At 66.5% G+C, this 23,184-nt stretch carries 21 protein-coding genes; 16 read left to right on the plus strand and 5 right to left on the minus strand.

Annotated features, from left to right (window positions below):
* Window positions 1-32: 32 nt before the first annotated feature.
* The 9 genes from G481_RS0107470 (at window position 33) to G481_RS0107510 (ending at window position 9,131) form a co-directional block, all read left to right on the plus strand.
* Entirely contained in the window at window positions 33-1,046 is a 1,014-nt protein-coding gene (locus tag G481_RS0107470; protein ID WP_035025512.1) for a TRAP transporter substrate-binding protein, read from the plus strand.
* A gap of 49 nt (window positions 1,047-1,095) precedes the next feature.
* Window positions 1,096-1,557, plus strand: coding sequence for a MaoC family dehydratase (locus G481_RS0107475; protein WP_028029474.1), 462 nt, complete (start codon window positions 1,096-1,098; stop codon window positions 1,555-1,557).
* Window positions 1,558-1,743: 186 nt separating this feature from the next.
* A complete protein-coding gene (locus G481_RS0107480) occupies window positions 1,744-2,937 on the plus strand; it encodes a CaiB/BaiF CoA transferase family protein (protein ID WP_028029475.1) in 1,194 nt (397 codons plus the stop codon).
* Window positions 2,938-2,959: 22 nt separating this feature from the next.
* Window positions 2,960-4,126, plus strand: coding sequence for an acyl-CoA dehydrogenase family protein (locus G481_RS0107485; protein WP_028029476.1), 1,167 nt, complete (start codon window positions 2,960-2,962; stop codon window positions 4,124-4,126).
* Window positions 4,126-5,379: an acetyl-CoA hydrolase/transferase family protein gene (locus tag G481_RS0107490; RefSeq protein WP_028029477.1), complete on the plus strand. Its 1,254-nt coding sequence runs from the start codon at window positions 4,126-4,128 to the stop codon at window positions 5,377-5,379. Before G481_RS0107485 ends, G481_RS0107490 begins: the two co-directional genes overlap by 1 nt.
* Window positions 5,376-6,506, plus strand: a complete 1,131-nt coding sequence (locus tag G481_RS0107495) for a CaiB/BaiF CoA transferase family protein (protein ID WP_028029478.1) — start codon at window positions 5,376-5,378, stop codon at window positions 6,504-6,506. Before G481_RS0107490 ends, G481_RS0107495 begins: the two co-directional genes overlap by 4 nt.
* A gap of 13 nt (window positions 6,507-6,519) precedes the next feature.
* Entirely contained in the window at window positions 6,520-6,975 is a 456-nt protein-coding gene (locus tag G481_RS0107500) for a MaoC family dehydratase (protein WP_028029479.1), read from the plus strand.
* Entirely contained in the window at window positions 6,975-7,835 is an 861-nt protein-coding gene (locus G481_RS0107505) for an HpcH/HpaI aldolase/citrate lyase family protein (protein ID WP_028029480.1), read from the plus strand. The genes G481_RS0107500 and G481_RS0107505 overlap by 1 nt, the downstream gene beginning before the upstream one ends.
* A gap of 6 nt (window positions 7,836-7,841) precedes the next feature.
* Window positions 7,842-9,131 (plus strand): MFS transporter, encoded by a 1,290-nt coding sequence (locus G481_RS0107510; protein WP_028029481.1) that lies wholly within the window; start codon window positions 7,842-7,844, stop codon window positions 9,129-9,131.
* Window positions 9,132-9,397: 266 nt separating this feature from the next.
* On the opposite strand, the gene G481_RS0107515 is transcribed toward G481_RS0107510, so the two are convergent.
* From G481_RS0107515 to G481_RS0107530, 4 genes are all read right to left on the minus strand, one after another.
* Complete coding sequence (locus G481_RS0107515; RefSeq protein ID WP_028029482.1) at window positions 9,398-10,429, minus strand: TRAP transporter substrate-binding protein; 1,032 nt, start codon at window positions 10,427-10,429, stop codon at window positions 9,398-9,400.
* Window positions 10,430-10,493: 64 nt separating this feature from the next.
* The gene (locus G481_RS0107520) at window positions 10,494-11,759 is read right to left on the minus strand and encodes a TRAP transporter large permease (protein ID WP_028029483.1); all 1,266 of its coding nucleotides are present in this window, start codon (window positions 11,757-11,759) and stop codon (window positions 10,494-10,496) included.
* Complete coding sequence (locus G481_RS0107525) at window positions 11,756-12,292, minus strand: TRAP transporter small permease (RefSeq protein ID WP_028029484.1); 537 nt, start codon at window positions 12,290-12,292, stop codon at window positions 11,756-11,758. Before G481_RS0107525 ends, G481_RS0107520 begins: the two co-directional genes overlap by 4 nt.
* On the minus strand, window positions 12,285-13,382 hold the full coding sequence (locus G481_RS0107530; RefSeq protein WP_028029485.1) for a Zn-dependent alcohol dehydrogenase: 1,098 nt from the start codon (window positions 13,380-13,382) through the stop codon (window positions 12,285-12,287). Before G481_RS0107530 ends, G481_RS0107525 begins: the two co-directional genes overlap by 8 nt.
* Window positions 13,383-13,771: 389 nt before the next feature.
* Here G481_RS0107530 and G481_RS0107535 point away from each other — a divergent pair, with 389 nt between their 5' ends.
* Both G481_RS0107535 and G481_RS23165 read left to right on the plus strand, forming a co-directional pair.
* A complete protein-coding gene (locus tag G481_RS0107535; RefSeq protein ID WP_028029486.1) occupies window positions 13,772-14,542 on the plus strand; it encodes an SDR family NAD(P)-dependent oxidoreductase in 771 nt (256 codons plus the stop codon).
* 345 nt (window positions 14,543-14,887) lie between these two features.
* The gene (locus G481_RS23165; RefSeq protein WP_035025410.1) at window positions 14,888-16,279 is read left to right on the plus strand and encodes a DEAD/DEAH box helicase; all 1,392 of its coding nucleotides are present in this window, start codon (window positions 14,888-14,890) and stop codon (window positions 16,277-16,279) included.
* 171 nt (window positions 16,280-16,450) lie between these two features.
* Here the strand turns inward: G481_RS23165 and G481_RS0107545 are convergent, their stop codons facing one another.
* Window positions 16,451-16,909 (minus strand): hypothetical protein, encoded by a 459-nt coding sequence (locus tag G481_RS0107545; protein WP_028029487.1) that lies wholly within the window; start codon window positions 16,907-16,909, stop codon window positions 16,451-16,453.
* Between the two features lie 358 nt (window positions 16,910-17,267).
* Between G481_RS0107545 and G481_RS0107550 the strand changes: the two genes are divergently transcribed.
* From G481_RS0107550 to G481_RS23170, 5 genes are all read left to right on the plus strand, one after another.
* Entirely contained in the window at window positions 17,268-17,867 is a 600-nt protein-coding gene (locus G481_RS0107550; protein WP_028029488.1) for a thymidine kinase, read from the plus strand.
* Window positions 17,868-17,879: 12 nt separating this feature from the next.
* Complete coding sequence (locus G481_RS0107555) at window positions 17,880-19,034, plus strand: amidohydrolase (protein WP_028029489.1); 1,155 nt, start codon at window positions 17,880-17,882, stop codon at window positions 19,032-19,034.
* 77 nt (window positions 19,035-19,111) lie between these two features.
* Entirely contained in the window at window positions 19,112-19,828 is a 717-nt protein-coding gene (locus G481_RS0107560) for a ribonuclease activity regulator RraA (RefSeq protein ID WP_028029490.1), read from the plus strand.
* Between the two features lie 88 nt (window positions 19,829-19,916).
* Window positions 19,917-22,745, plus strand: coding sequence for a DNA polymerase I (gene polA / locus G481_RS0107565; RefSeq protein ID WP_028029491.1), 2,829 nt, complete (start codon window positions 19,917-19,919; stop codon window positions 22,743-22,745).
* Window positions 22,745-23,119, plus strand: coding sequence for an MmcQ/YjbR family DNA-binding protein (locus tag G481_RS23170; protein ID WP_051294376.1), 375 nt, complete (start codon window positions 22,745-22,747; stop codon window positions 23,117-23,119). The genes polA and G481_RS23170 overlap by 1 nt, the downstream gene beginning before the upstream one ends.
* Window positions 23,120-23,184: the final 65 nt, after the last annotated feature.

A 23,184-nucleotide genomic window follows, 5' to 3' on the forward strand; every position in this document is an offset into this window, starting at 1 on the left:
AAACCGATCGGCATCCAGTGGAGGAGATGGAGATGATCAAGAAGACAATGGGCGCGGCGCTTGCCGCCCTGATGGCCACTGCGGCCGTTCCGGCGATGGCGGAAACCATCCGCGTGGGCGACAGCTTTCCGGTGGGCCACTACATCGCCGAGAACATGACCAAGGTCTGGATGGACATGGTCAGCAAGCAATCGAACGGTGGCGTGACCTTTGAATATTTCCCGGCCGAGCAGATGGGCAAGGCCAAGGACATGCTGCAACTGACGCAAAGCGGCGTGCTGGACGTGGGCTATGTCGGCGCCTCGTATGTGGCGGACAAGCTGCCGCTGTCCTCGGTGGGCGAGCTGCCCGAGGCCTTCACCACCTCATGCGCCGGGACCAAGGCGTTCTGGCAGATCGCCAAGCCGGGCGGCGTGCTGGACAAGGCGGAATTCGCGCCAAACGGGGTGCGCGTGCTGATGGTGATGGTGCTGCCGCCCTATCAGATCTTCACCAAGTCGCAGGAAATCACCGGGATCGACAGCTTCAAGGGGCTGAAACTGCGCTCGACCGGCGGGTCCAAGGAAATCGCCGTGCGCCTGGTGGGCGGTGTGCCGGTCAGCATTCCGGCCCCCGAAGCGCGCGAGGCGCTGTCGCGCGGCACGCTGGACGGGATCTTGTTCCCGCATTCCTCGATGATCCCCTACGAGATGCACCCGCTGGTGAAATATGCCACGCAGAACACCAACTTCGGCTCGTTCGTTGTGACCTACACGATCAGCCAGTCGCGCTGGGACAAGCTGGCCCCCGATGTCCAGAAGGTGCTGGCCGAGGCTGGCGAGGCCGCCACGATGCACGGCTGCGAGGTTGCCGACCAGCTGGACGGCAAGGACAAGCAGACCATTGCCGATTCGGGCGTCAAGTTCGTCGACCTGCCCCCCGCCGATGCCCAGAAGGTGGCCGAGATGATGGCAACCGTGGGTGACCAGTGGGCCAATGCGCTGGAAGGCCGCGGCAAGCCGGCCAAGGAAATCCTGGCCGCCTTCCGCGCTGCGGTGAAGAACTGATCCTGCGGCCGGGCGCCCCGGTGCCCGGCCACCCCTTCGGAGGTTTGCCATGAAACTTGTGGGTCAGGGCTATTACTGGACCGATCTTCCCGTCGGTGCGCGCTTTCGCACCTTTGGCCGCACGATCACCGAAACCGACATCGTGAACTTCGTCTCGGTTGCCGGGATGCTGGAATCGCTGTTCGTCGATGCCGAATTCCGCGCCGCGCATTCCGCGATCCCCGGCCGCCCCGCACCCGCCGCGCTGGTGCTGTCGCTGTGCGAAGGGCTGGTGCTGAACGCGACCGGCCAAGGAACGGGGCTGGCCTTTCTGGGGATGGAGCTGACGGTCAAGGCCCCGGTCGTTCAGGGCGACACCATCCATGTCGAGCTGGAAGTGATCGAACAGCGCGCAGCCTCGAAACACGGGCGCGGGCTGGTGCGGACCCGCAACGAGGTGATCAACCAGCGCGGCGAGGTGGTCATGGTCTACACGCCCCTGCGCCTGATGGCCGGGCCGCCCGTAGACTGATCGACATATTTGTTCCGATATCTGAACAACATTGGGGGCCCCGGTTGGGGCCCCCGTTTTATATTGTCAGAAAACGATATTATCGCGGGATTTTCCGGCAATCCTTTGGCACGGGCCTTGCCCTGATGATCCAAAATTATGCATGATACGTCTACATAACGGAACCAGCAGCGAGGCACCCGAGTCATGGGACCATTGGCAGGACTGAAGGTAATCGACCTGACATCCGTGGTGATGGGCCCCTATGCGACCCAGTTCCTTGGCGATTTCGGGGCTGACGTCATCAAGGTCGAGGCTCCGGCCGGCGATCTGGTGCGTGGGATCGGCCCGGCCCTTCACGATGGCATGGGGCCGATGTTCCTGAACTCGAACCGCTCCAAGCGATCCATCGCCATCAACCTGAAGGCCCCCGAGGGACGCGCGCTGTTGTTGCGGCTGTGCAAGGATGCCGATGTTCTGGTCTACAACGTGCGCCCGGCCGCGATGAACCGCCTTGGCCTGTCCTGGGACGAGGTGTCGGCGGTCAATCCACGTCTGATCTATGCCGGGCTTTATGGCTATGGCCAGGACGGGCCCTATGCCGCCCGCCCCGCCTATGACGACCTGATCCAGGGGGGCGCCACGGTCGCGCATCTGTTCCAGGTCTCTGGCAGCCCCGAGCCGCGCTATATTCCCACGGCCGTGGCGGACCGCGTGGTCGGGCTGATGGCGCTGTCCGCCATTCTGGCCGCCGTCGTTGCGCGGCAAACCACCGGCAAGGGCCAGCGCGTCGATGTGCCGATGTTCGAATCCATGGTGGGCTTCGTGCTGTCCGACCATCTGAGCGGGCTGACCTATGATCCGCCGCTGGATCGCGGCGGCTATCCGCGCCAGCTGGCGCCCAACCGCCGCCCGCTGAAAACGGCCGACGGCCATGTCTGTGCGCTGATCTATACCGATGACCACTGGCGCCGCTTTCTGACCGCGATTGGCGAACCCGAACGCATGGACGATCCGCGCTTTGGCACCTTTTCCGGGCGGAACCGCAACTATGACATGGTCTATGGCTGGCTGCTGGAAAAGTTCGAAAGCCGCACATCAGAGCAATGGATCGCGCTCCTGGACAGCATCGACGTGCCGGTGATGGCCATGCACACCTTTGAAAGCGTGCTGGAAGATCCGCATCTCAAGGCGGTCAACTTCTTTCAGCATGTCACGCACCCGACCGAAGGGCCGCTGGTCAGCATGGCGAACCCGGTGCGCATGTCCGCAACGCCCGTCGAGCCGCCACGGCTGGCGCCGAACTTTGCCGAACACACGCAGGATGTGCTGCGCGAGGCTGGCCTGACCCAGCCGGAAATCGACGCGCTGCTGCGCGACAAGGTCGTGATGGCGCGCTGAGGCGCCGCCAAGGAGGGAACCGATGGATTTTGCACTGACCCCGGACCAAGAGGCGATCCGCGACGCAATCGCCCGGATCTGCGAGAAATTCGACGATGCCTATTGGCTCAAGCGCGACCGCGAGGGCGGCTTTCCACAGGATTTCTACGATGCCCTGTCGCGTGAGGGGTGGCTGGGCATCTGCACCGCCGAGGCGCAGGGCGGCGCCGGGCTGGGGGTCACCGAAGCTGCGATCATGATGCGCACCATCGCGGAATCCGGTGCGGGCCTGTCGGGCGCCTCGGCGGTGCATATCAACATCTTCGGGCTGAAGCCGGTGGATGTGTTCGGCACCCAGGACCAGAAGGACCGCATGATCCGCCCGATGGCCGAGGGGCGCGAAAAGGCCTGTTTCGGCGTGACAGAGCCGAATACCGGCCTGAACACCACGCAACTTAAGCTTCGCGCGGTGCGCAGGGGCGATACCTATCATGTCACCGGGCAAAAGGTCTGGATCTCGACCGCGCAGGTGGCCGACAACATCCTGCTGCTGGCCCGCACCACCCCGCTGGAAGAGGTGACAAAGCCCACCCACGGCCTGAGCCTGTTCTATACGAAATTCGACCGCGAACGCATCAAGGTGCGCGAGATCGAGAAGATGGGCCGCAAATGCGTCGATTCGAACGAGCTGTTCTTTGAGGATTTCCAGATCCCTGCGAGCGATCTGATCGGCGAGGAAGGGCGCGGCTTTGAATACATCCTTCAGGGCATGAACCCCGAACGGATCCTGATCGCCGCCGAAGCGGTCGGCCTGGGCATGGCCGCGCTGCGCAAGGCGACGCAATATGCCAAGGAACGCGTGGTCTTCAACCGACCCATCGGCCAGAACCAGGCGATCCAGCACCCCCTGGCCAAGAACTGGTGCGAGCTGGAAGCCGCCTGGATGATGGTGCTGAAAGCGGCTTGGCTTTACGACGCGGGCAAGCCCTGCGGGGCCGAGGCAAATGCCGCCAAATACCTGGCCGGCGAAGCCGGGTTCAACGCCTGCCAACAGGCGGTGATGACCCATGGCGGGTTCGGCTATGCCAAGGAATATCATGTGGAACGCTACATGCGCGAGGTGATGATCCCCCGCATCGCCCCCATCAGCCCGCAGCTGGTGCTGTCCTACATCGCCGAGCGTGTGCTGGGCCTGCCGAAGTCCTACTGATGCAGGCGATCGCGGCAGACCGGCTGGATTATGGCGCCCTGCTGCGCGCAGGGGGCCGGGTGCTGGTCGGTCAGGGCACGGCGGAACCGCTGACCCTGACCCGGCGGCTGGTGGCGGCCCCGCCGCCCGCCGATCTGCCGGTGTTCCTGGGGCCGATGTGGTCCGATGTGTGGAACGGCGATGTGCCCCCGGCCCTGCGGCTGGAATGCTATGGCGCCTTCGGGGCCGGTGCCCGGCTGGCGCGGGCGGGGCGGCTGGCGATCTACCCGATGCATGTCTCGGCGCTGGCGGCGGCCATGGGCGGGTCGCGGATGCCCGTGGATGCGGTGCTGTTGCAGCTGCGCCCCTCGGCCAGTGGCAAAGGCTGGAACCTTGGCCTTGGTCGCGATTTCGTGGCGCATGTCGCCCGAACCGCCCGCGTTGTAGTGGCAGAGCTGAACCCGCATCTGCCCGCCTGCCATGGCGGCGACATCGACGATCTGCCCCTGACCGCGCTGGTCGAGGCAGCAGAGCCGCCGGTGACCTTGCCCACCCCGCCCCTGTCGGACACCGACCGCCAGGTTGCCGCCCATGTTGCCGCGCTGATCCCCGATGGCGCGGTGATCCAGCTGGGCGTGGGCACCATCCCCGCCGCCGTTCTGGCCGCCCTGTCCGGGCACCGCGACCTGGGGCTGCATTCCGGCGCCGTGCCGGACGGGGCCGCCGATCTGATCGAGACCGGCGTTCTGACCAACGCCCGCAAGGAACGCGACTGCGGCGTTTCGGTGTTCGGAATGCTGATCGGCACCCCGCGGCTTTATGCGCTGGCCGACCGCAACCCTGCCATGCGGCTTGCCGGGCAAGAGGAAACCCACAACCCCGCCATCATCGCCGGCCTGTCGCGCTTTCACGCGATCAATTCCGCGCTGGAGGTCGATCTGACCGGACAGGTCGGGTCCGAGGAGGTCGGCGGGCGATACCTTGGCGCCGTGGGCGGGCAGGTGGATTTCGTCCGCGCCGCGCAACTGTCGCAAGGGGGGCGGTCGATCATCGCGCTGCCCTCGGTCACGCCCAGGGGGATCAGCCGCATCGTGCCGCGCGTCGCCGCCGCCACCTGCGGGCGGGCCGATGCCGATACCTTTGTCTCCGAACATGGCGTGGCCGAGCTGCGCGGCCAGCCGCTGACCGAACGCGCCCGCCGGATGATCGCCATTGCCGCCCCCGAACACCGCGACGCGCTGGAACGCAGTTGGCGCGAGGGGGGCCTGGGATGAGCGGACCTCTGGCCGGGCTGAAGTTCATCGAGATGGTCGGCATCGGCCCCGGCCCCTTTGCCGCCATGGTGCTGGCCGATCTGGGCGCCGATGTGCTGCGGATCGACCGGATCCAGCCGTCCGGCAACGGGATCGAGCGGCCGGTGGATTGCGATTTCGCCGCGCGGGGCCGGGCCTCGGTCGCGCTGGATCTCAAGCAGCCACAGGCGGTGCAGCTGGTGCTGGATCTGATCGCCCGCGCCGACGGGCTGATCGAGGGGTTCCGCCCCGGCGTGATGGAACGGCTGGGGCTTGGCCCCGCCCCCTGCCTGGCCCGCAACCCGCGCCTTGCCTATGGCCGGCTGACCGGCTGGGGCCAGACCGGGCCATTGGCCCATACGGCCGGGCACGATCTGACCTATCTGGCACAGACCGGCGTTCTGGACGCCCTGGGCCGCGCCGGTGCAGCCCCCACCCCACCCGCCAACCTGCTGGGCGATTATGCCGGTGGCAGCCTGATGATGGTCATCGGCCTTCTGGCCGCCATCCAGTCCGGGCGCGGGCAGGTGGTGGACGCGGCCATCGTCGATGGCGTCTCGCTGCTGGCGGCGCCGCTTCTGGGGCTGATGGCGGCCGGCATTCATTCGGGCGGACGGGGCGAGAACCTGCTCGATACCGGGGCACCGCAGTATGACAGCTATATCTGTGCCTGCGGTGGCTATCTGGCGGTCGCGCCCATCGAGGCAAAGTTCCGCGCCGATCTGCTGCGCGGGCTGGGGTTTGACCCGGCGACATTCCCCGATGTGACTGACCGCGCCAACTGGCCCGCCGCCCGCCGCCTGATAGCAGACCGCATCGCCAGCCGCACGCGCGATGACTGGGCCGCCGTGTTCGATGGCTCGGACGCCTGTGCAACCCCGATCCTCAACTTTGCCGAGGCACAGGCCCACCCCGCAACACAGGAACGCGCGGCCTGGATCACGGTGGCCGGCCACCCGCAACCCGCCCCCGCGCCCCGCTTTTCCGCCACACCGACCGCCACCCCCACCCCACCGCAACCGCGCGGCGCCGGGGCAGATGCGCTGGACGGCTGGGGCATCACCGACACCCGCCGCCAGGCGCTGCGCGCCGCCGGCATCATGCTCTGACAGGGAGGACAGAATGGCAGGGCTCTACTTCGAGGAATTCGAGGTCGATCGCGTCTTCGATCACGATCTCAGCCGCACGGTGACCGAGTATGACAACATCTCGTTCAGCCTGATGACGATGAACACCCAGCCGCTGCACATCGACCATCACTTTGCGGAACAGACCGAATGGGGCAAGCCGCTGTTCAACAGCCTTTACACGCTGGCGATCATGATCGGCATGGCGGTCAGCGATACCACGCAGGGCACCACCATCGCCAATCTGGGCATGACCGATGTGCGCTTCCCCAAGCCGGTCTTTGCCGGCGACACGCTGCGCGCCCGCACCAGGATCATCTCCAAGCGCGAAAGCAGCTCGCGCCCCAACGCGGGGATTGTCGAATTCGAACACACCTGCCTTAACCAGAAGGGCGAGGTCGTGGCGATCTGCCGCCGCGCCGGTCTGATGCGCAAACGCGAGGTTGCCTGATGCGGTCCTTTCTGTTCGTTCCGGGCGATAGCCCGCGCAAATTTGCCAAGGCGATGGGCACTGCTGCCGACGCGCTGGTGCTGGATCTGGAAGACTCGGTCGCCACCCCGGCCAAGGCCGCCGCGCGCGGCACCGTGGCCGACATGCTGGGCACTGACCGGGCTGGCAAGCAGCTGATCGTGCGGGTCAACGCCTTTGACACCGGGCTGACGCTGGACGATCTGGCCGCTGTCATGCCGCACCGGCCCGACGGGATCTTGCTGCCCAAATCGCGCGGCGGGCAGGACATTGCCGAACTTGGCCACTACCTGTCCGCCTTCGAGGCGGCATCGGGGCTGAAACAGGGATCCACCTGGATCATGGCGGTGGCGACCGAAACCGCCGAGGCAATGCTGGGCATGGCCAGCTATACCCCCGCCCATCCCCGCCTGCGCGGCCTGCTGTGGGGGGCCGAGGATCTGTCGGCCTCGCTGGGGGCGACCTCGAACCGCGATGGCGCGGGCTATTCCGGCCCCTTTGTGCTGGCGCGCAACATGTGCCTGTTCGCGGCTGCCTCGGCCGGGGTCATGGCCATCGACACGGTCTGCACCGCCATCGGCGATCTGGACTATGTGACCGAGGAATCCCGCGCCGCCCGCCGCGACGGCTTTGCCGCCAAGATGGTGATCCACCCCAGCCATGTCGGTCCGGTCAACGCCGCCTTCACCCCGACCGAGACCGAGATCGCCTGGGCCGAGACCGTCATCCGCACCTTCGAGGAAAACCCCGGTCTTGGCGTCGTCTCCATCGACGGCAAGATGATCGACAAGCCGCATGAACGCGCGGCGCGCAAGATCTTGGCAGCGGCAGGACGGGGCTGAACCGACATGGAAACGGCAGGCAGGCGGGTCATCGGGCCAACGGCGCTCGCAATCATCGTGGTCGTGATCGGTTTTGCCTGCAACTTCCTCGCGCGCGGGATCGTGGACACGTTCATGGTGTTCATGCAGCCGCTGGAACATGAATTCGGCTGGGATCATGCGCGGCTGACCCAGGTCTATTCGGTCTATCTGATCACGCTGGGCGCCATGTCGCCCTTTACGGGAACGCTGCTGGACACCTGGGGACCGCGCGTATCCTACCTGACCGGGGCGGCACTGCTGGCGGCGGCCATGTTTGTGGCGGGCAACACCACGTCGATCTGGCACCTGTATCTGGCGCCGGGCGTTCTGTGCGGCATGGCGGCCTCGATGATGGGCATGGTCCCGGCCGCGGCGCTGATCGGGCGCTGGTTCGACCGGCAGATGAGCCTGATGGTCGCCATCGCCTATGCCGGCTTCGGGTCGGGAATGCTGCTGGTCGTTCCGCTGGCACAGGCCGGGATCGACGCTTTCGGCTGGCGCGAGACCTATCGGATCCTCTTCTGGTGCTGCGCCGGGCTGCTGCCGCTGCTGGTGCTGCTGCCCTGGGGGCGCATTGCCGAAGGCGCCGCCGGCAACACCCGCGCCGCCGCAGCACGCGACAGGGGGCCGCGCCGCAACATATCCACATCCGAGCCGCAATGGACGGTGCGCGGCGCCATCGGCACGGCGGAATTCTGGCTGCTGGTGCAGGCGTTCTTCTTTACCGCAGTCGCGGCCTATCTGACGACGGTTCAGGTGATCGCCTTCCTGATCTCGCGCGATTACCCCCCGATTGCGGCGGCGCTGGCCTTCGGCATCGCCGGAATGCTGTCGATCTTTGGCGTCATCGTGTCGGGCTGGGCCACGGTGCGCTTCGGGATCCGGCGGGCAACGCTGGTGTCCTATGCCGGAACGCTGATCGGCGTGCTGGCACTGATGGGGTTTGCGTATTGGCCGAATCCCGTTCTGGTCTGGGTCTTCATCCTGACCTTTGGAACCAGCCAGGGCGCGCGCGGCCCGGTGATCTCGGCCCTGAATGCCCGCATTTTCGCGCGCGGGCGGGTAAGTTCGATCTATGGCCTGATCTTCATGCTGATGTCCTTCGGCGCGGCGGTCGGGGCCTGGCTGTCCGGCCAGCTCTACAGCTGGACCGGAGACTATTCCGCAGCCTTCCTGACGGCAGCCGTGGCTGTCTTTTTCGCAGCCGCCCCGTTCTTCCTGACGCGCCGCCTGAGCGAAGCACAAGAGCTGCCGCCACCTGCAACCCGACCCTGACCGGCGCGCGGGCCGGCCGATGTCGGCTGCCTCCGGCGGGGATATTTGAACAAGGCGAAACACAGCCCGCTTGCAACAGCGTCCACGATGCGCGGGCGGCCTGCATGTCTTCGCCTTGATCCAAATATCCCGGGGGCAGGCGCGTCGCCAGCCAGAGGCGCAGCCGTCGCCCGGGGGCAGGGCCCCCGCCGCGCGGCACTGGCCACAGGCAAAGGAAAGGCCGGCCCCAGAGGGACCGGCCAGTTGTCTTGGCGGCGGTGCCGCGATTACTTGCCGTCGCGCAGCCGGGCCAACTCGTCGAGCATCGCCTGGGCATCGGCGCCATTGTCCTTGACGAACGCCTCCCAGACCGGCTTGGTCAGATCGCGCCAGCGCGCGGTTTCCTCGGCCGAGAAATACGACACCTCGGCCCCCCCGGCTTTCAGATCCTCTAGCGCCTTGGTGGCGTTTTCCTCGACGATCTTCAGAGCGCGGTCCCGCAGTTCGGCGCCGACCTCCAGCATGATCTTCTGGTTCGCGGGCGAGAGGCTGTTGAACACCTGAAGCGACATGATGATCGGCGTGGTGGCCGGCCAGGCGTGCGGGCCGACCATCAGCCCCTTGAGCGGCAGCTTGTTGTCCAGCGTGTAGATCGGCGGCAGGATGCCCCCGTTGACCACGCCTTGCGACAGCGCCGGCACCAGTTCTGCGCCTGCGATGGCGACCGGCGAATAGCCCAGAGCCTCGCCGGTCAGCTGGGCGATGCGGCCGCCGGTGATGCGGATCTTCAGGCCCTTGACGTCTTCCAGCGTCTTGGGCGCGGCCTGCCTGGTCAGGTAGATCGAGCTGGGATAGTCGGTCGGGGCAATGGTGATCAGCTTGAAGCCGCGCTTTTCCATGGCGGCCGCCAGAACGCCGCCGCCCTTTTCGCTGGCAAAGAAGCGGGCAGCATGGCCCATGTCGTTCAGCTTGACGTCGAAGGCGAAGGGCAGATCGAACACGCCCCACAGCGGCTCGACGCTGGAGACCACGGGGGCGACCGAATAGGTCATCGCCACCTGACCCGACAGGATGCCTGGCAGTTCCTGGTTGATCGGCATGATCTGCGCCGAGGGGAACACACGGAACTTGACCTCGCCCTTGGTGCGCTCGGTCACCTGCTGGGTGAACCATTCGACGTTGCGGTGGTGCTGCGAGGCGACCGGATAGGCGTGGACGAACCGCAGCTCTTGCGCCAGCGCGGGAAGCGCCAGCGTGCCGGCCGCCAGCACACCCAGGACGGCGCGCTTGAGCGGCGCGGCGAGTGATCTTGCAAACATGACTTCTCTCCCTTGGGGTTGCCCGGCCTCTCCTCTGGCCGGGGCTGATCGCGGCCTGGCCGCGTCATTCGAAGACGGTGGAAATCCCCGGCACCCACCACAGCACCAGCAGCGCCAGCACCAGCGTGGCCAGATAGGGCAGCGCCCCGCGCATCACCGTGCCGATGGGCACGTTGAAGACGCCAGACAGGGCAAAGAGGCTCATACCGACGGGCGGGGTCACCTGGGCCACCATCATGCAGGCGATGGTCAGGATGGCGAAATGGGTCGGCGCATAGCCCAGCGCCACCACGACCGGAAAGACGATGGGGATGGTGATGTAAAGGATTGGCACCGGATCGAGCACCGTGCCCAGCACGATGAAGATCAGCAAGATCAGCCCCATCGTCACATGCACGTTCACCGGCAGCGAGGTCATGAACCGCGTGAAGGATTGCGGCACGTCGGCAAAGGTCAGCGCATTGGCGAACACCGTGGCCCCGCCAAGGATGATGAAGATGATCGTGCTGGTGACCACCGCGCTTTCGGCTGCCTTGAAGATGCGCTTCAGCGTAAAGGCCTTGCGCTCGAAGATCGCGCTTGCAGCCAGCACATAGACGACGGCGACGGCGGCGGCCTCGGTCGGGGTGAAGATGCCGGCATAGATGCCGCCCAGCACCACCACCGGCATGATCAGCGCCGGCAGCGCCTCGAGAAAGCTGCGGCGGATCGCGGCGGCACTGGCGCGGGGGCGCAGCTCCTGCCCGCCGAAGATGTTCAGCGCGACGGCGGTGACGACCAGCAGCACGGTGATCACCAGTCCTGGCACGATGCCGGCCAGGAACAGCTTGGACACATCCATCTGCACCAGCGAGGCGAAGAGGATCATGTAGACGCTGGGCGGGATCATCTGCCCCAGCGTGCCGGAAACCGCGATGATGCCCAGCGCGTCTTGCTGCTTGTATCCGGCGCGGATCATGTAAGGCAGCAGCATCGACCCCACCGCGACCACGGTTGCAGTGGACGAGCCCGACAGCGCCCCGAAGATCGCGCAGGTGACGACACCCGTGGCGGGCAATCCGCCGCGCATGTGGCCCAGAAGGTTTTCGATAAAGCGGAACAGCCGGCCAGCAAGGCCAAGATCGGTCATCAGGTTGCCGGCGAACAGGAAGTAGGGCACCGCCAGCAGCAGCCAGCTGTCCACCGCGATGTATAGCTGCGAGACGACCATCTGCGCGGGCAGCCCGATATCGAGCACCGCGATGACCCCGCCCGAGACCAGCATCGCCGCCCAGATCGGCGCGCCCAGCACCAGCAGGGCGAAGAAGACGACAAAGGCAAGTGCGGTCATTCACCCGCCCCCGCAGTCTGGGTCAAGGGCACGCCCGCAATGCGGTAAGCCGCCCGCAGCAGCGCATAGACCAGCGCGATTCCAACGCCGATGGGCAGCGCGGCCGAAGGGATCCAGGCTTTCATCTCGCCCGACATGGTGGTCAGGCCCATGGCGATCAGACCGGATTCCCATTGCCAGGCCGCCTGGAACAGCCCGGCCAGCAGCACGACCAGCAGCAGATGCAAGGCCAGATCGAACAGCCGGTAGACCTGTGGCGGCAACATGTCGGTCACGATCGACATGGTCAGATGCGCATTGCGGGTGATTAGCGGGCCGAAATACAGCAGCGCCGAATAGACGATGAAGAACCGGCACAATTCCTCGATGATCGCCCAGGAACTGCCAAAGACGTAGCGCAGCACGACACTGACGAAAGCCAGCGCCACGCTGAGCGTCAGAAGCGTGACCGTGACCCCGGCCAGCACGCGGTTCAGCAAGGTTTCGGCCGCCCGCAGACCTGCGACCAGGCCGGTATCGGGCCGGTCATTCATAGCTGATGACCCCGCGGGTCAGGATGCCCGAATGCAGATCGTGAAAGGCATCGTTGATCTGGTCCAGCCGGTAGCGGCGCGAGATCAGCTCGTCCAGCCGCAGCCGGTTGGAGCGGTAGAGATCGACCAGCCGTTCCACATCCAGCCGGGGCCGGTAGCTGCCATAGAACGACCCGGTCAGGATTTTCTCGGTCATCGGCAGGCTGATCGCCTCGACCTCGCAGCAGGTGCCGACCTCGGCGATGCCGACGACCACGGCCTTGCCGCCCGGACGGACCGCGTCATAGCACTGGCGGATCGTGTGCTTGTTGCCGATCGCCTCGAAGGCATGATCGACCCCGCGGCCCTGCGTCAGGTTGCGGGCCGCCGCGATGGGATCCTCGGTGCGCGCGTCGATCAGATGGGTGGCGCCGAACTCGCGCGCGGTGGCCAGCTTGTCGGGGTTCAGGTCCGACACGGCGATGACCGAGGCACCGGCGATCTTTGCCCCCTGCACCACATTCAGCCCGATCCCCCCGGTGCCGACCACCAGCACGGAATCGCCGGGGCGCACCGCGGCGGTGTTGAACACCGCGCCCGTCCCGGTCAGCACGCCGCAACCGATCAGGGCGGCGGCTTCCAGCGGCACCTCGTCGGGGATCTTCACGGCGCAGCGCGCCGGCACGACGCCCTTTTCGGCAAAGGAGGATACCACCATGTGATGGATTTCCTCGTCACCCTTGCGCAGGCGCGTGGTGCCGTTCGGCATGGTGCCACCGCGCAGGATGCCGCGCCCGACCTCGCACAGGTTGGGCCGGCCCGAGCAGCAATAATAGCATTGCCCGCAATCATAGAGGAACGACAGCACGACCCGATCCCCCGGCACCAGATGGGTGACGCCCGGCCCGACCTGTTCGACATGGCCCGCCGCCTCGTGGCCAAGCACGATGGGCAGGGCCGACGGGCGCTTGCCCTCGATCCGGGTCATGTCGCTGTGACAGACACCGCTGGCCGCAAAGCGCACCAGAACCTCACCGTCCTGAGGCGGCAGCAGGTCAAGATCCTCAAGGCTCAACGGCGCGCCATACTGGCGCAGAACGGCTGCTTTCATGGTTTGCTCCTCCCAGTCGGCCAGCCATCACTGTTCATGATCGTGAATTACTGGACTATTCCTTATTCAGAACAGATTGGTCACATATATGATCGTTGCGTCAAGGATCATTCGCGATCAGGCTTGTTTTCTTTGGAAAAGCTGCGAAATCCTTGCTGCGCGCGCAACGCCGCGGCGCAGAGATGGCGCGCACACAGGCGCAATATGATGCACATATATGCACTTGATAGTTATTATCGTGGACACTAAAACCATCACCCCCTAGTGTCGGGCCAGATCGGGGGACGGCCCCTCGATGGGCACGACTCCGGGAACTGGCCTTGATGCGCGATCTGCGTCGCCCGGCCGGGGCGGCTGCCATGCCCATGCGACCTGAACGGGAGGAAACCATGCGACTTCAGGGAAAACTTGCCATCATCACCGCTGCCGCATCCGGCATGGGCCGCGCCGGGGTCGAGCTGTTCAGCCGCGAGGGTGCAACCGTCTGCGCCGTCGATGTGAACGCCGAGGCGCTGGCCAGCATGGCGGCCGACATGGCGGCCAGGGGCACACCGATCCAGACGGTCCAGGCCAATCTGTCCACGGTGGACGGCGCAAAGGGCAGCATCCACGCGGCGGCGGACAAGCTGGGCGGGGTCGATATCCTGTGGGCCCATGCCGGGATCCCCGGGCCAGGCGGGATCGAGGATCTGGACATTGACGCCTATCGCATGGCCATGGCGCTGAACATCGACTCGGCCGTTCTGGGCGCGGGCGAGGTGGTGCGCCACATGCGCAAGCGCGGCGGCGGGGCGATCGTTTTTACCGCCTCGGTGTCGGGGCTGGTCGGCTCGCGCTTCTCACCGATCTATTCGGCGGGCAAGTTCGCGGTGGTCGGGCTGACAAAATCGCTGGCCCAGACCTATGCCCCCGACAAGGTGCGGGTGAATGTCGTCTGCCCCGGCCTGGCGGATACGCCGATGATGACCAGGTTCACCAGCCGCAAGGGCGATCCCGTCGAGGCCGAGGCGAATGCCAATGCCATGATCGCGCAGGTGCCGCTGGGCCGGCTGGTGCGGGCCGAGGAAGTGGCCCATGCAGCGCTGTGGCTGGCCTCGGACGATGCAGGCTTTGTCACAGGGATCGAGCTGCCGGTGGATGGCGGGTTTGTCTGCCGCTGACGCTGCGCACCCCGGCAAGCATGCGCCCGCATCCGGCGCTGGAGGGGTTTCACACCCCTCCAGACCTCCCCGTGGGATATTTATGGACAGATGAAAGGGCGGCGCGGCCGTCGTCAGGACGGATCGGGGGCAGAAAACCAGCGCAGCCTTGACTTTTTGGCGCGTCAGGCCCATCTGGCGATCATCTGCCCGCGCCCCGTGCCGCGTGAGCACCGAAAGGGCGCAGGCAGTTCAGGTTCCCACCATCACGCAGGGGCACCGATCCGGCAGGCGCAAGGACAAGAGGTCCGTGCGGGTTTCTGCCGGTGGCCCTTTTGCAACCCCCGCGCGGGGTGGAGCCAACATATGACAACCTTTTCCGATCTCGGGCTGACGCCCAACCTGCTCAAGGCGCTGGACCGCTTGGGCTTTGACAAACCCACACCGATCCAGGCGCAGGCAATTCCGCAGGTGCTGGCGGGGCGCGACCTGATGGGGCTGGCACAGACCGGCACCGGCAAGACGGCGGCCTTTGGCCTGCCGCTGCTGAACCGCATCCTGGATATTGGCCATCCGCCGGCCCCGCGCACCGTGCGTGCGCTGATCCTGGCCCCGACGCGCGAGCTGGTGGCGCAGATCGCCGACCATCTGATGCTGTTCACCAAGGGCACCCCGGTCAAGGTGCAGAAGGTGATCGGCGGCGCATCTTTGCACAAGCAGGCCGAAGCGCTGGCGCGCGGCGCCGATGTGCTGGTCGCGACGCCGGGCCGGCTGATCGACCTGCTGGAGCGGCGGGCGCTGACCCTTGATGCCACGGGCTATCTGGTGCTGGACGAGGCTGACCAGATGCTTGACATGGGCTTCATCCATCTGCTGCGCCAGATCGCCCGCTATCTGCCGCACAAGCGCCAGACGCTGATGTTTTCCGCCACCATGCCCAAGCTGATCGACGAGATCGCCGAGACCTATCTGCGCGATCCGGTCAAGGTGGCCGTCAACCCGCCCGGCAAGACCGCCGACCGCATCGACCAGGCCGTGCATTTCGTCAATCAGGGCGACAAGGCGAAGTTGCTGGAAGATTACCTGCTGAAACACCCCGGCGAGGCGGCGCTGGTCTTCAACCGCACCAAGCATGGTGCCGAAAAGCTGATGAAGCTGCTGGTCAGCTGGGGGTTTTCGGCCGGCTCGATCCACGGCAACAAGAGCCAGAACAACCGCGAGCGCACCCTTGCGGCCTTCCGCGCGGGCGAGCTGGATGTGCTGGTGGCCACGGATGTGGCCGCGCGCGGGATCGACATTCCGCTAGTGCGCCACGTCTACAACTATGACCTGCCGAATGTGCCGGACAACTATGTCCACCGCATCGGGCGGACGGCGCGGGCGGGTGCCTCGGGCAAGGCGGTGGCCTTCTGCGCGCCCGCAGAACAGGACGAGCTGAAGGCGATCGAAAAGGTCACGGGCCAGCCGCTGCCGGTGATCGGTGGCACGCCCTATGACGGCCCGGTGGCCAAGCCCGCGCATGCCCCGCGCCGCCCCGGCCAGCAAAAGCCACAAGGCGCCCGCAAGGCACGCCCGCAGGGGGATCGCCCGCAAGGCGGCAAGCCTCAGGGCGACCGTCCGCAGGGTGGCAAGCCGCAAGGCGCGAAGCCGCAGGGCAAGCCGGGCCAGCGGGGCGATGGCAAGCCGCAGGGCCAACGGCCCGCCCAGCCGAAGGTTGCCGCATCGGGCAACCGCCCGCCGCGCAGGCAGCCGCGCTGACGTCGCGCAGCAAGGCATGAGGGTGGCGGCGGGGTGAACCCCGCCCCACGACCTGTTGCGCCATGATGGCAATCCATCGGGCGGGGCTCACCCCGCCGCGCTTGCACGTCGCGCCAGGTCTCATGCACATGCGGCTTGCCCCGGATCACTTCAGGCCGGGATGCGCCGCGCCTAGCTGCCGGTCGCTTCCTGTTCCAGGTTCAGCTTCATGTCCAGCAGCACCTGTTGCAGGGCCAGCGTCTCGCGCAACAGGCGCTTGGCCTCGTTCACCGAGATGACCCCGTCACCGATGGCGGTGTGATATTCGCCCATCAGCATGGCGAAGCGCTGCGACAGCATGACGACATCGTTGTTCACCCCGCCCGAGGCCGCATTGCGGCGTTCCTGATCGTAGGACAGAGTGATCCCTTGCAGGTCGGCCAGCGCCTCGGTCACATGGGGAAACTTCGCCGCCGCCTCCAGCTGGGCAACGACGTCGATGGGCATGAAGCGGTCGTCGTGTTCGGCGCTGTCGGAATAATACCGGCCAAGCGTTGCCTTGGATTTCCCGGTGATGGTGCAGGCCGCCTCGATCCCGACGTCCTTGACCAGGGCCTCGGTGTGTTTCTTCAGATAACTTCCAAGCGACATCGGGCCCCCGGCGCACACCCCCGCACGGGTCGGGGAAATTCCACTGCGATTTCCCATTAATCCGATCACGGATGGTTGTCATGTAAAAGACGCTGCGGAACGTGCCGTGGCCGTAACGAGTGGCCGGTGTCCCCAGCATCGGCATGTGTGGGGGGGGTCGCTGCGTCACGGTCCCGGCGGGACCAGCCGCGCGGCGGCCCCGGCCAAGGGCCAGGGATGAGCCATGCAGGCGCGCCCCCGCCCAGGTGGAATTGCCGGGTATGCGATGGCGATCCCGGGGCCGGGCGCAAGCTGCATCACCACGGAATGCTGCGCCCGATCTATTGCCGTGCCGGGCGGCAGCCGGTATCGCTCGGGCATGGCCAAGCTCTATTTCCACTATTCCACCATGAACGCCGGCAAGTCGACGCTGCTGTTGCAGGCCGCCTACAACTACCGTGAACGCGGCATGGCGCCATGGCTGTTGACCGCCCGGCTGGACACCCGCGCCGGCGAAGGGCGGATCGCCAGCCGTATCGGCATTTCGGAACCCGCCGATACCTTCACCCCCGAGGACGACATGTATGCGCTGGTGGCTGCGCGGCTGGGGCGCGGCCATGTCGATTGCGCCTTTGTGGACGAGGCACAGTTCCTGACGCGCGATCAGGTCTGGCAACTGGCGCAGGCGGTCGATGATCTGCGCGTGCCGGTGATGTGCTATGGCCTGCGGGTCGATTTCCGGGGCGAGCTGTTCCCCGGATCCGCCGCACTGCTGGCGCTGGCCGATGAAATGCGCGAGGTTCGCACCATCTGCCATTGCGGCAAGAAGGCCACCATGGTCGTGCGCACCGGCCCCGACGGCAAGCCGTTGAAGGAAGGCGCGCAGGTCATGGTGGGCGGAAACGAGCGATATGTCAGCCTGTGCCGCCGCCATTGGCGCGAGGCGATGGGCGACAGCCCGGCCGCGACCGGGGAGTGAGGAGGACTTGCCATGCTGACCAATTCCGACATTGTGGAACTGACTGCCTTTCGCCGCCACCTGCACCAGCACCCCGAGGTTTCGGGGGACGAGGCCTGGACGGCCGCCGAAGTGGTCAAGGCCCTGCGCGAGATGGGCGCGCCGCAAGTGCTGACCGGGCTGGGCGGGCATGGTGTCGCCGCCATCTGGCACGGGGCCGAGCCGGGACCGACCGTGATGTTCCGGTCCGAGCTGGACGCGCTGCCGATCGAGGAGCTGACGGGCAATCCCTGGGCCTCGACGATCCCCGGCAAGGGGCACCAGTGCGGCCATGACGGGCATACGACGATCCTGCTGGGGCTGGGCCGTCTGCTGTCGCGCCGCCCGCCGGCGCGGGGCCGCGCGGTGCTGATGTTCCAGCCTGCCGAGGAAAACGGCGCAGGCGCCGCTGCAGTGCTGGACGACCCGGCCTTTGCCGAGATCCGGCCCGACTGGGCGTTTTCGCTGCACAACTTCCCGGGCCTCGAGCATGGCGCCATGGCGCTGGAGGCGGGGCCGGCGAACTGTGCCTCGCGCGGGCTGAGGGTGGTGCTGACGGGGCATACCTCGCATGCCTCGACGCCGGAACATGCGCTGTCGCCCGCGCTGTCGCTGGCGCGGCTGATCCCGGCGGTGATGGCCGAAGGGCCGGGGGGCGATCTGGGCGACGCGTTCCGGCTGGTCACCGTGACCCATGCCCGGATGGGAGAGCCGGCATTCGGCATCACGCCGGGCCGGGCCGAGCTGTGGATGACGCTGCGCACCGTGCATGATCGCGACATGGCCGACCTGCTGGCGCGCGTCACCGCACTGGTCGAGACCGAGGCCAAGGCGACGGGGCTGAAGGTGGACTATTCGCACCACGACATCTTTCACGCCTGCACCAACGATGCCGAGGCGACGCAGCGCCTGCTGAATGCTGCCGAGGCGGTTGGGATCACGCGCGAAAACAGTCAGTTCCCGATGCGCGGATCCGAGGATTTCGGCCTGTTCGGATCGCGTGGCGGGGCGAAATCGGCGATGTTCCGGCTGGGGTCGGGCTACCGCACGCCGAACCTGCACAACCCCGACTATGATTTCCCCGACGAGATCATCGAGCCGGGCGTGCGGGTGTTCGAGCGGGTTGCCCGCGATCTTCTGGGCGGCTGAGTCTGGCGGCGCCTTGGCGGCTGGGGTAGGCTGCGGGGCGCCGACCCCACCTCTTGGCTGATGACAAGGACCACGCCATGACCCTGACCCCTGAAATCCGCGCACAGCTGGAACAGGTGACGACTGCCACGCTGACCACCGTTCTGCTGAAAAAGGGCCTGCGCAACTGCTGGATCCGGGGCGCGATGCCGCTGACGGGCGCCGCGCAAACCGGCAGCCGTGCCGTGGGCGAGGCGTTTACCCTGCGCTTCATTCCGATGCGCGAGGATCTGGCAACGCCCGCCAGCTGGGGCAACCCGATTTCGACCCGCGCCGCCATCGAGGCAATGCCCGAAGGCGTGATCGCGGTGGCCGATGCGATGGGCGTGACGGATGCCGGGATCTTTGGCGATATCCTGTGTGCCCGCATGGCGGTGCGCAAGGTGCGCGCGCTGGTGACCGATGGCGTGATGCGCGATCTGGCCGGGGTGCAGACCACCGGCATTCCGGTCTGGGCGCAGGGCACGGCGGCACCGGCCTCGATCGCCGGGCTGACCTTTGTGGGCTGGAACGAGCCGATCGCTTGCGGCGGGGTTGCCGTCTTTGCCGGTGACGTGATCGTGGCCGATACCGATGGCGCGGTGGTGATCCCCAAGGATGTGGCGGCCGATGTCGCCGCTGCCGCGGTCGAACAGGAAGAGATGGAAGGCTGGATCATGGACCAGGCCAAGGGCGGCGCCGCGCTGCCGGGGCTCTATCCGATGAACGCCGAGACGAAAGCGCGGTTCGAGGCCTGGAAGGCATCGAAGGGCTGAGACTGCGGGACCGGGGGCCAGCCCCCGGACCCCCGGGGTATTTGAGAAAAGGCAAAGCAGCCCGCGCCGGGTTGCCAAGGAGGCGTCGATGGCATTCGGCAAGGGGCATCATCTGCATCTGATCGACGGATCGGCCTATATCTTTCGGGCCTATCACGCATTGCCGCCGCTGACGCGCAAATCGGACGGGTTGCCGGTGGGGGCGGTTGCAGGGTTTTGCAACATGATCTCGCGCTATGTGGACGGGAACGGGTCCAGCAAGGATGCGCCAACGCATGTCGCGGTGATCTTTGACTATTCGTCCAAGACCTTTCGCAACGAGATTTTCCCCGACTACAAGGCCAACCGCCCGCCGCCGCCCGAGGATCTGCGCCCGCAGTTTCCCCTGACGCGCGAGGCGACGCGGGCCTTCAACCTGCCGGCCATCGAGGTGAAGGACTTTGAGGCCGACGACATCATCGCCACGCTGGCCCGTCAGGCGCGCGAGGCGGGGGGGCGGTGCACGATCATTTCCTCGGACAAGGATCTGATGCAGCTGGTGGGCGGCGGGGTCGAGATGTTCGATCCGATGAAGAACCGCGCCATGGGGCTGGCCGAGGTCGAGGAAAAGTTCGGTGTCGGCCCCGACCGCGTGGTCGATGTGCAATCGCTGGCCGGGGATTCGGTCGACAATGTGCCTGGCGCGCCGGGGATCGGGCTGAAGACCGCAGCGCTGCTTATTCAGGAGTATGGCGATCTGGACAGCCTGCTGGCCCGCGCGGCCGAGATCAAGCAGCCCAAGCGGCGGCAGACGCTGATCGACTTTGCCGACCAGATTCGCATCTCGCGCGAGCTGGTGCGGCTGAAGGATGACACGCCCTTGCCGGTGACGCTGGATGATCTGGAAGTGCGCGAGCCGGTGGCCGAGGAATTGATGGAATTCCTGACCCGGATGGAGTTCCGCAGCCTGACCAAGCGGATCGCCGAGCGGCTGAAGATCGAGGCCCCGGCGATTTCCGCCGACATGGCGGCCAGCGACGACCATGCCCCGCCGCCCGAAGCCGCGCCCTCGGTGCCGTTTGATCAAGGCGCCTATGTCACCATCCGCGACGAGGCCACGCTGTCGCAATGGCTGGCGGCTGCGGTGGAGCAGGGCTTTGTTGCGGTGGATACCGAGACCACCAGCCTTGACGAGATGCGGGCAGAGCTGGTTGGCGTTTCGCTGGCGCTGGCACCGGGGCGGGCGGCCTATATCCCGCTGGGTCATGTGACCGGGGGCGGGGATCTGTTCGGGGCGGCCACGCGGACCGAGGGGCAGATGGACATGGGCCGCGCGCTGGCGCTGTTGCGGCCGGTGCTGGAGGATGGGTCTGTCCTGAAGATCGGGCAGAACATGAAATACGACATGAAGATCTTCGCCCGGCATGGCATTCGTGTTGCGCCGATCGAGGATACCATGTTGCAAAGCTATGCGATGCATGCGGGCCTGCACGGGCATGGCATGGATCTGCTGTCCGAGCAGTATCTGGGCCATATTCCGATTCCGATCAAATCCTTGCTGGGGGGCGGCAAATCGGCCGTGACCTTTGACAAGGTGGATGTGGCCGAAGCGTCGAAATACGCCGCCGAGGATGCCGACATCACCTTGCGGCTCTGGCAGAAGTTCCGCCCCCAGCTGCATCTGGCGCATGTGACCACGGTCTACGAGACGCTGGAGCGCCCGCTGGTGCCCGTGCTGGCCGACATGGAAATGGCCGGGATCCGGGTGGATCGCGATGTTCTGGCCCGCATGTCCAATGCATTCGCGCAAAAGCTGGTGCAGCTGGAAGAAGAAATCCACGAGATCGCCGGCGAGAAGTTCAACGTGGGTTCCCCCAAGCAGTTGGGCGAGGTGCTGTTCGACCGCATGGGCGTGCCGGGCGGCGAAAAGGGCAAGACCGGCGCCTATGCCACCGGCGCCGATGTGCTGGAGGATGTGACGACGCTGGAGGACAGCCACCCGCAGGGCGCGCGGCTGGCGGCGCGGGTGCTGGACTGGCGCCAGATCGCCAAGCTGAAATCCACCTACACCGACACGCTGCAAGAGGCGATCAACCCCGAGACGGGGCGGGTGCACACCAGCTATTCCATCGCGGGGGCGAACACAGGGCGGCTGGCCTCGACCGATCCGAACTTGCAGAACATTCCCGTGCGAACCGAGGAAGGGCGGCGGATCCGCCAAGCCTTTGTCGCGCCCGAGGGGAAGGTGCTGCTCAGCCTGGACTATAGCCAGATCGAGCTGCGCATCCTGGCGCATATCGCGGATATTCCGGCGCTGAAACAGGCGTTCCGCGATGGCCTCGACATTCACGCGATGACAGCATCCGAGATGTTCAGCGTGCCGATCGAGGGGATGGATCCGATGATCCGCCGGCAGGCCAAGGCGATCAACTTTGGCGTGATCTACGGGATCTCGGGCTTTGGGCTGGCGCGCAACCTGCGGATCCCGCGGGCCGAGGCGCAGGGGTTCATCGACCGCTATTTCGAGCGCTTTCCGGGGATCCGCGAATACATGGACCACACCATCGCCTTTGCGAAGGAACATGGCCATGTGCGCACCCTGTTCGGCCGGCGCATCCACACGCCCGAGATCAATGCGCGCGGCCCCGGCGCCGGCTTTGCCCGCCGCGCGGCGATCAACGCGCCGATCCAGGGGACAGCGGCCGACATCATCCGCCGCGCCATGGTGCGGATGCCCGAGGCAATCGCCGGCCTGCCTGCGACCATGCTGTTGCAGGTCCATGACGAATTGCTGTTCGAAGTCGAGGCCGCAGCGGTCGATGACACCATCGCCCGCGTCAAGGCGGTGATGGAGGGCGCGGCCGCCCCTGCCGTGCATCTGGACGTGCCGCTGGTGGTCGATGCCGGGCGCGGCGCCAACTGGGCCGAGGCGCATTGATGATCCGCGACTGGCCAGAGCTGAAGGCGCTGGCCCTGTCGCTGGATCTGCCGCGCGTGACGGTCGAACATCCCTGGGGCCACGAGGCGCTGAAGGCGCATGGCAAGATGTGGTGCTGGTGGTCGCCGCTGGAAGATGCGGCGGTGTTCCGGGCGGATCGGGACGAGCGAGAGATGTTGATGGCGGCCGATCCGGAGACGTTCTTTCTGCACCCGCATTACGCCGCCCATGCGCTGGTGCTGGTGCGGGGCGGGCGGATCGACCCTGGCTGGGCGCGGGCACGGCTGCTGCGGGAATGGCAGGCGGCGGCGCCGAAGCGCTGGCTCAGGGAGTGGACGGCGCAGAACCCGGATCATATCGGCGCCGGCGCCTAGGGGGGCGCTGCCCCCATGGCCGGTGATGCGCGGGCTGGCGCCGGACCCGCGGCCCCCCGGGATAT

The sequence above is a fragment of the Gemmobacter nectariphilus DSM 15620 genome, from assembly GCF_000429765.1.
Classification (GTDB): Bacteria; Pseudomonadota; Alphaproteobacteria; order Rhodobacterales; family Rhodobacteraceae; genus Wagnerdoeblera; species Wagnerdoeblera nectariphila.

Coding starts and splice junctions, on each gene's coding strand:
- G481_RS0107550 (WP_028029488.1), top strand. CDS start 17,268: ATGGCCAAGCTCTATTTCCACTATTCCACCATGAACGCCGGCAAGTCG.
- polA (WP_028029491.1), top strand. CDS start 19,917: ATGGCATTCGGCAAGGGGCATCATCTGCATCTGATCGACGGATCGGCC.
- G481_RS0107490 (WP_028029477.1), top strand. CDS start 4,126: ATGCAGGCGATCGCGGCAGACCGGCTGGATTATGGCGCCCTGCTGCGC.
- G481_RS0107545 (WP_028029487.1), bottom strand. CDS start 16,909: ATGTCGCTTGGAAGTTATCTGAAGAAACACACCGAGGCCCTGGTCAAG.
- G481_RS0107470 (WP_035025512.1), top strand. CDS start 33: ATGATCAAGAAGACAATGGGCGCGGCGCTTGCCGCCCTGATGGCCACT.
- G481_RS0107480 (WP_028029475.1), top strand. CDS start 1,744: ATGGGACCATTGGCAGGACTGAAGGTAATCGACCTGACATCCGTGGTG.
- G481_RS0107475 (WP_028029474.1), top strand. CDS start 1,096: ATGAAACTTGTGGGTCAGGGCTATTACTGGACCGATCTTCCCGTCGGT.
- G481_RS0107555 (WP_028029489.1), top strand. CDS start 17,880: ATGCTGACCAATTCCGACATTGTGGAACTGACTGCCTTTCGCCGCCAC.
- G481_RS0107520 (WP_028029483.1), bottom strand. CDS start 11,759: ATGACCGCACTTGCCTTTGTCGTCTTCTTCGCCCTGCTGGTGCTGGGC.
- G481_RS0107500 (WP_028029479.1), top strand. CDS start 6,520: ATGGCAGGGCTCTACTTCGAGGAATTCGAGGTCGATCGCGTCTTCGAT.
- G481_RS23170 (WP_051294376.1), top strand. CDS start 22,745: ATGATCCGCGACTGGCCAGAGCTGAAGGCGCTGGCCCTGTCGCTGGAT.
- G481_RS0107510 (WP_028029481.1), top strand. CDS start 7,842: ATGGAAACGGCAGGCAGGCGGGTCATCGGGCCAACGGCGCTCGCAATC.
- G481_RS0107505 (WP_028029480.1), top strand. CDS start 6,975: ATGCGGTCCTTTCTGTTCGTTCCGGGCGATAGCCCGCGCAAATTTGCC.
- G481_RS0107515 (WP_028029482.1), bottom strand. CDS start 10,429: ATGTTTGCAAGATCACTCGCCGCGCCGCTCAAGCGCGCCGTCCTGGGT.
- G481_RS23165 (WP_035025410.1), top strand. CDS start 14,888: ATGACAACCTTTTCCGATCTCGGGCTGACGCCCAACCTGCTCAAGGCG.
- G481_RS0107535 (WP_028029486.1), top strand. CDS start 13,772: ATGCGACTTCAGGGAAAACTTGCCATCATCACCGCTGCCGCATCCGGC.
- G481_RS0107495 (WP_028029478.1), top strand. CDS start 5,376: ATGAGCGGACCTCTGGCCGGGCTGAAGTTCATCGAGATGGTCGGCATC.
- G481_RS0107525 (WP_028029484.1), bottom strand. CDS start 12,292: ATGAATGACCGGCCCGATACCGGCCTGGTCGCAGGTCTGCGGGCGGCC.
- G481_RS0107560 (WP_028029490.1), top strand. CDS start 19,112: ATGACCCTGACCCCTGAAATCCGCGCACAGCTGGAACAGGTGACGACT.
- G481_RS0107485 (WP_028029476.1), top strand. CDS start 2,960: ATGGATTTTGCACTGACCCCGGACCAAGAGGCGATCCGCGACGCAATC.
- G481_RS0107530 (WP_028029485.1), bottom strand. CDS start 13,382: ATGAAAGCAGCCGTTCTGCGCCAGTATGGCGCGCCGTTGAGCCTTGAG.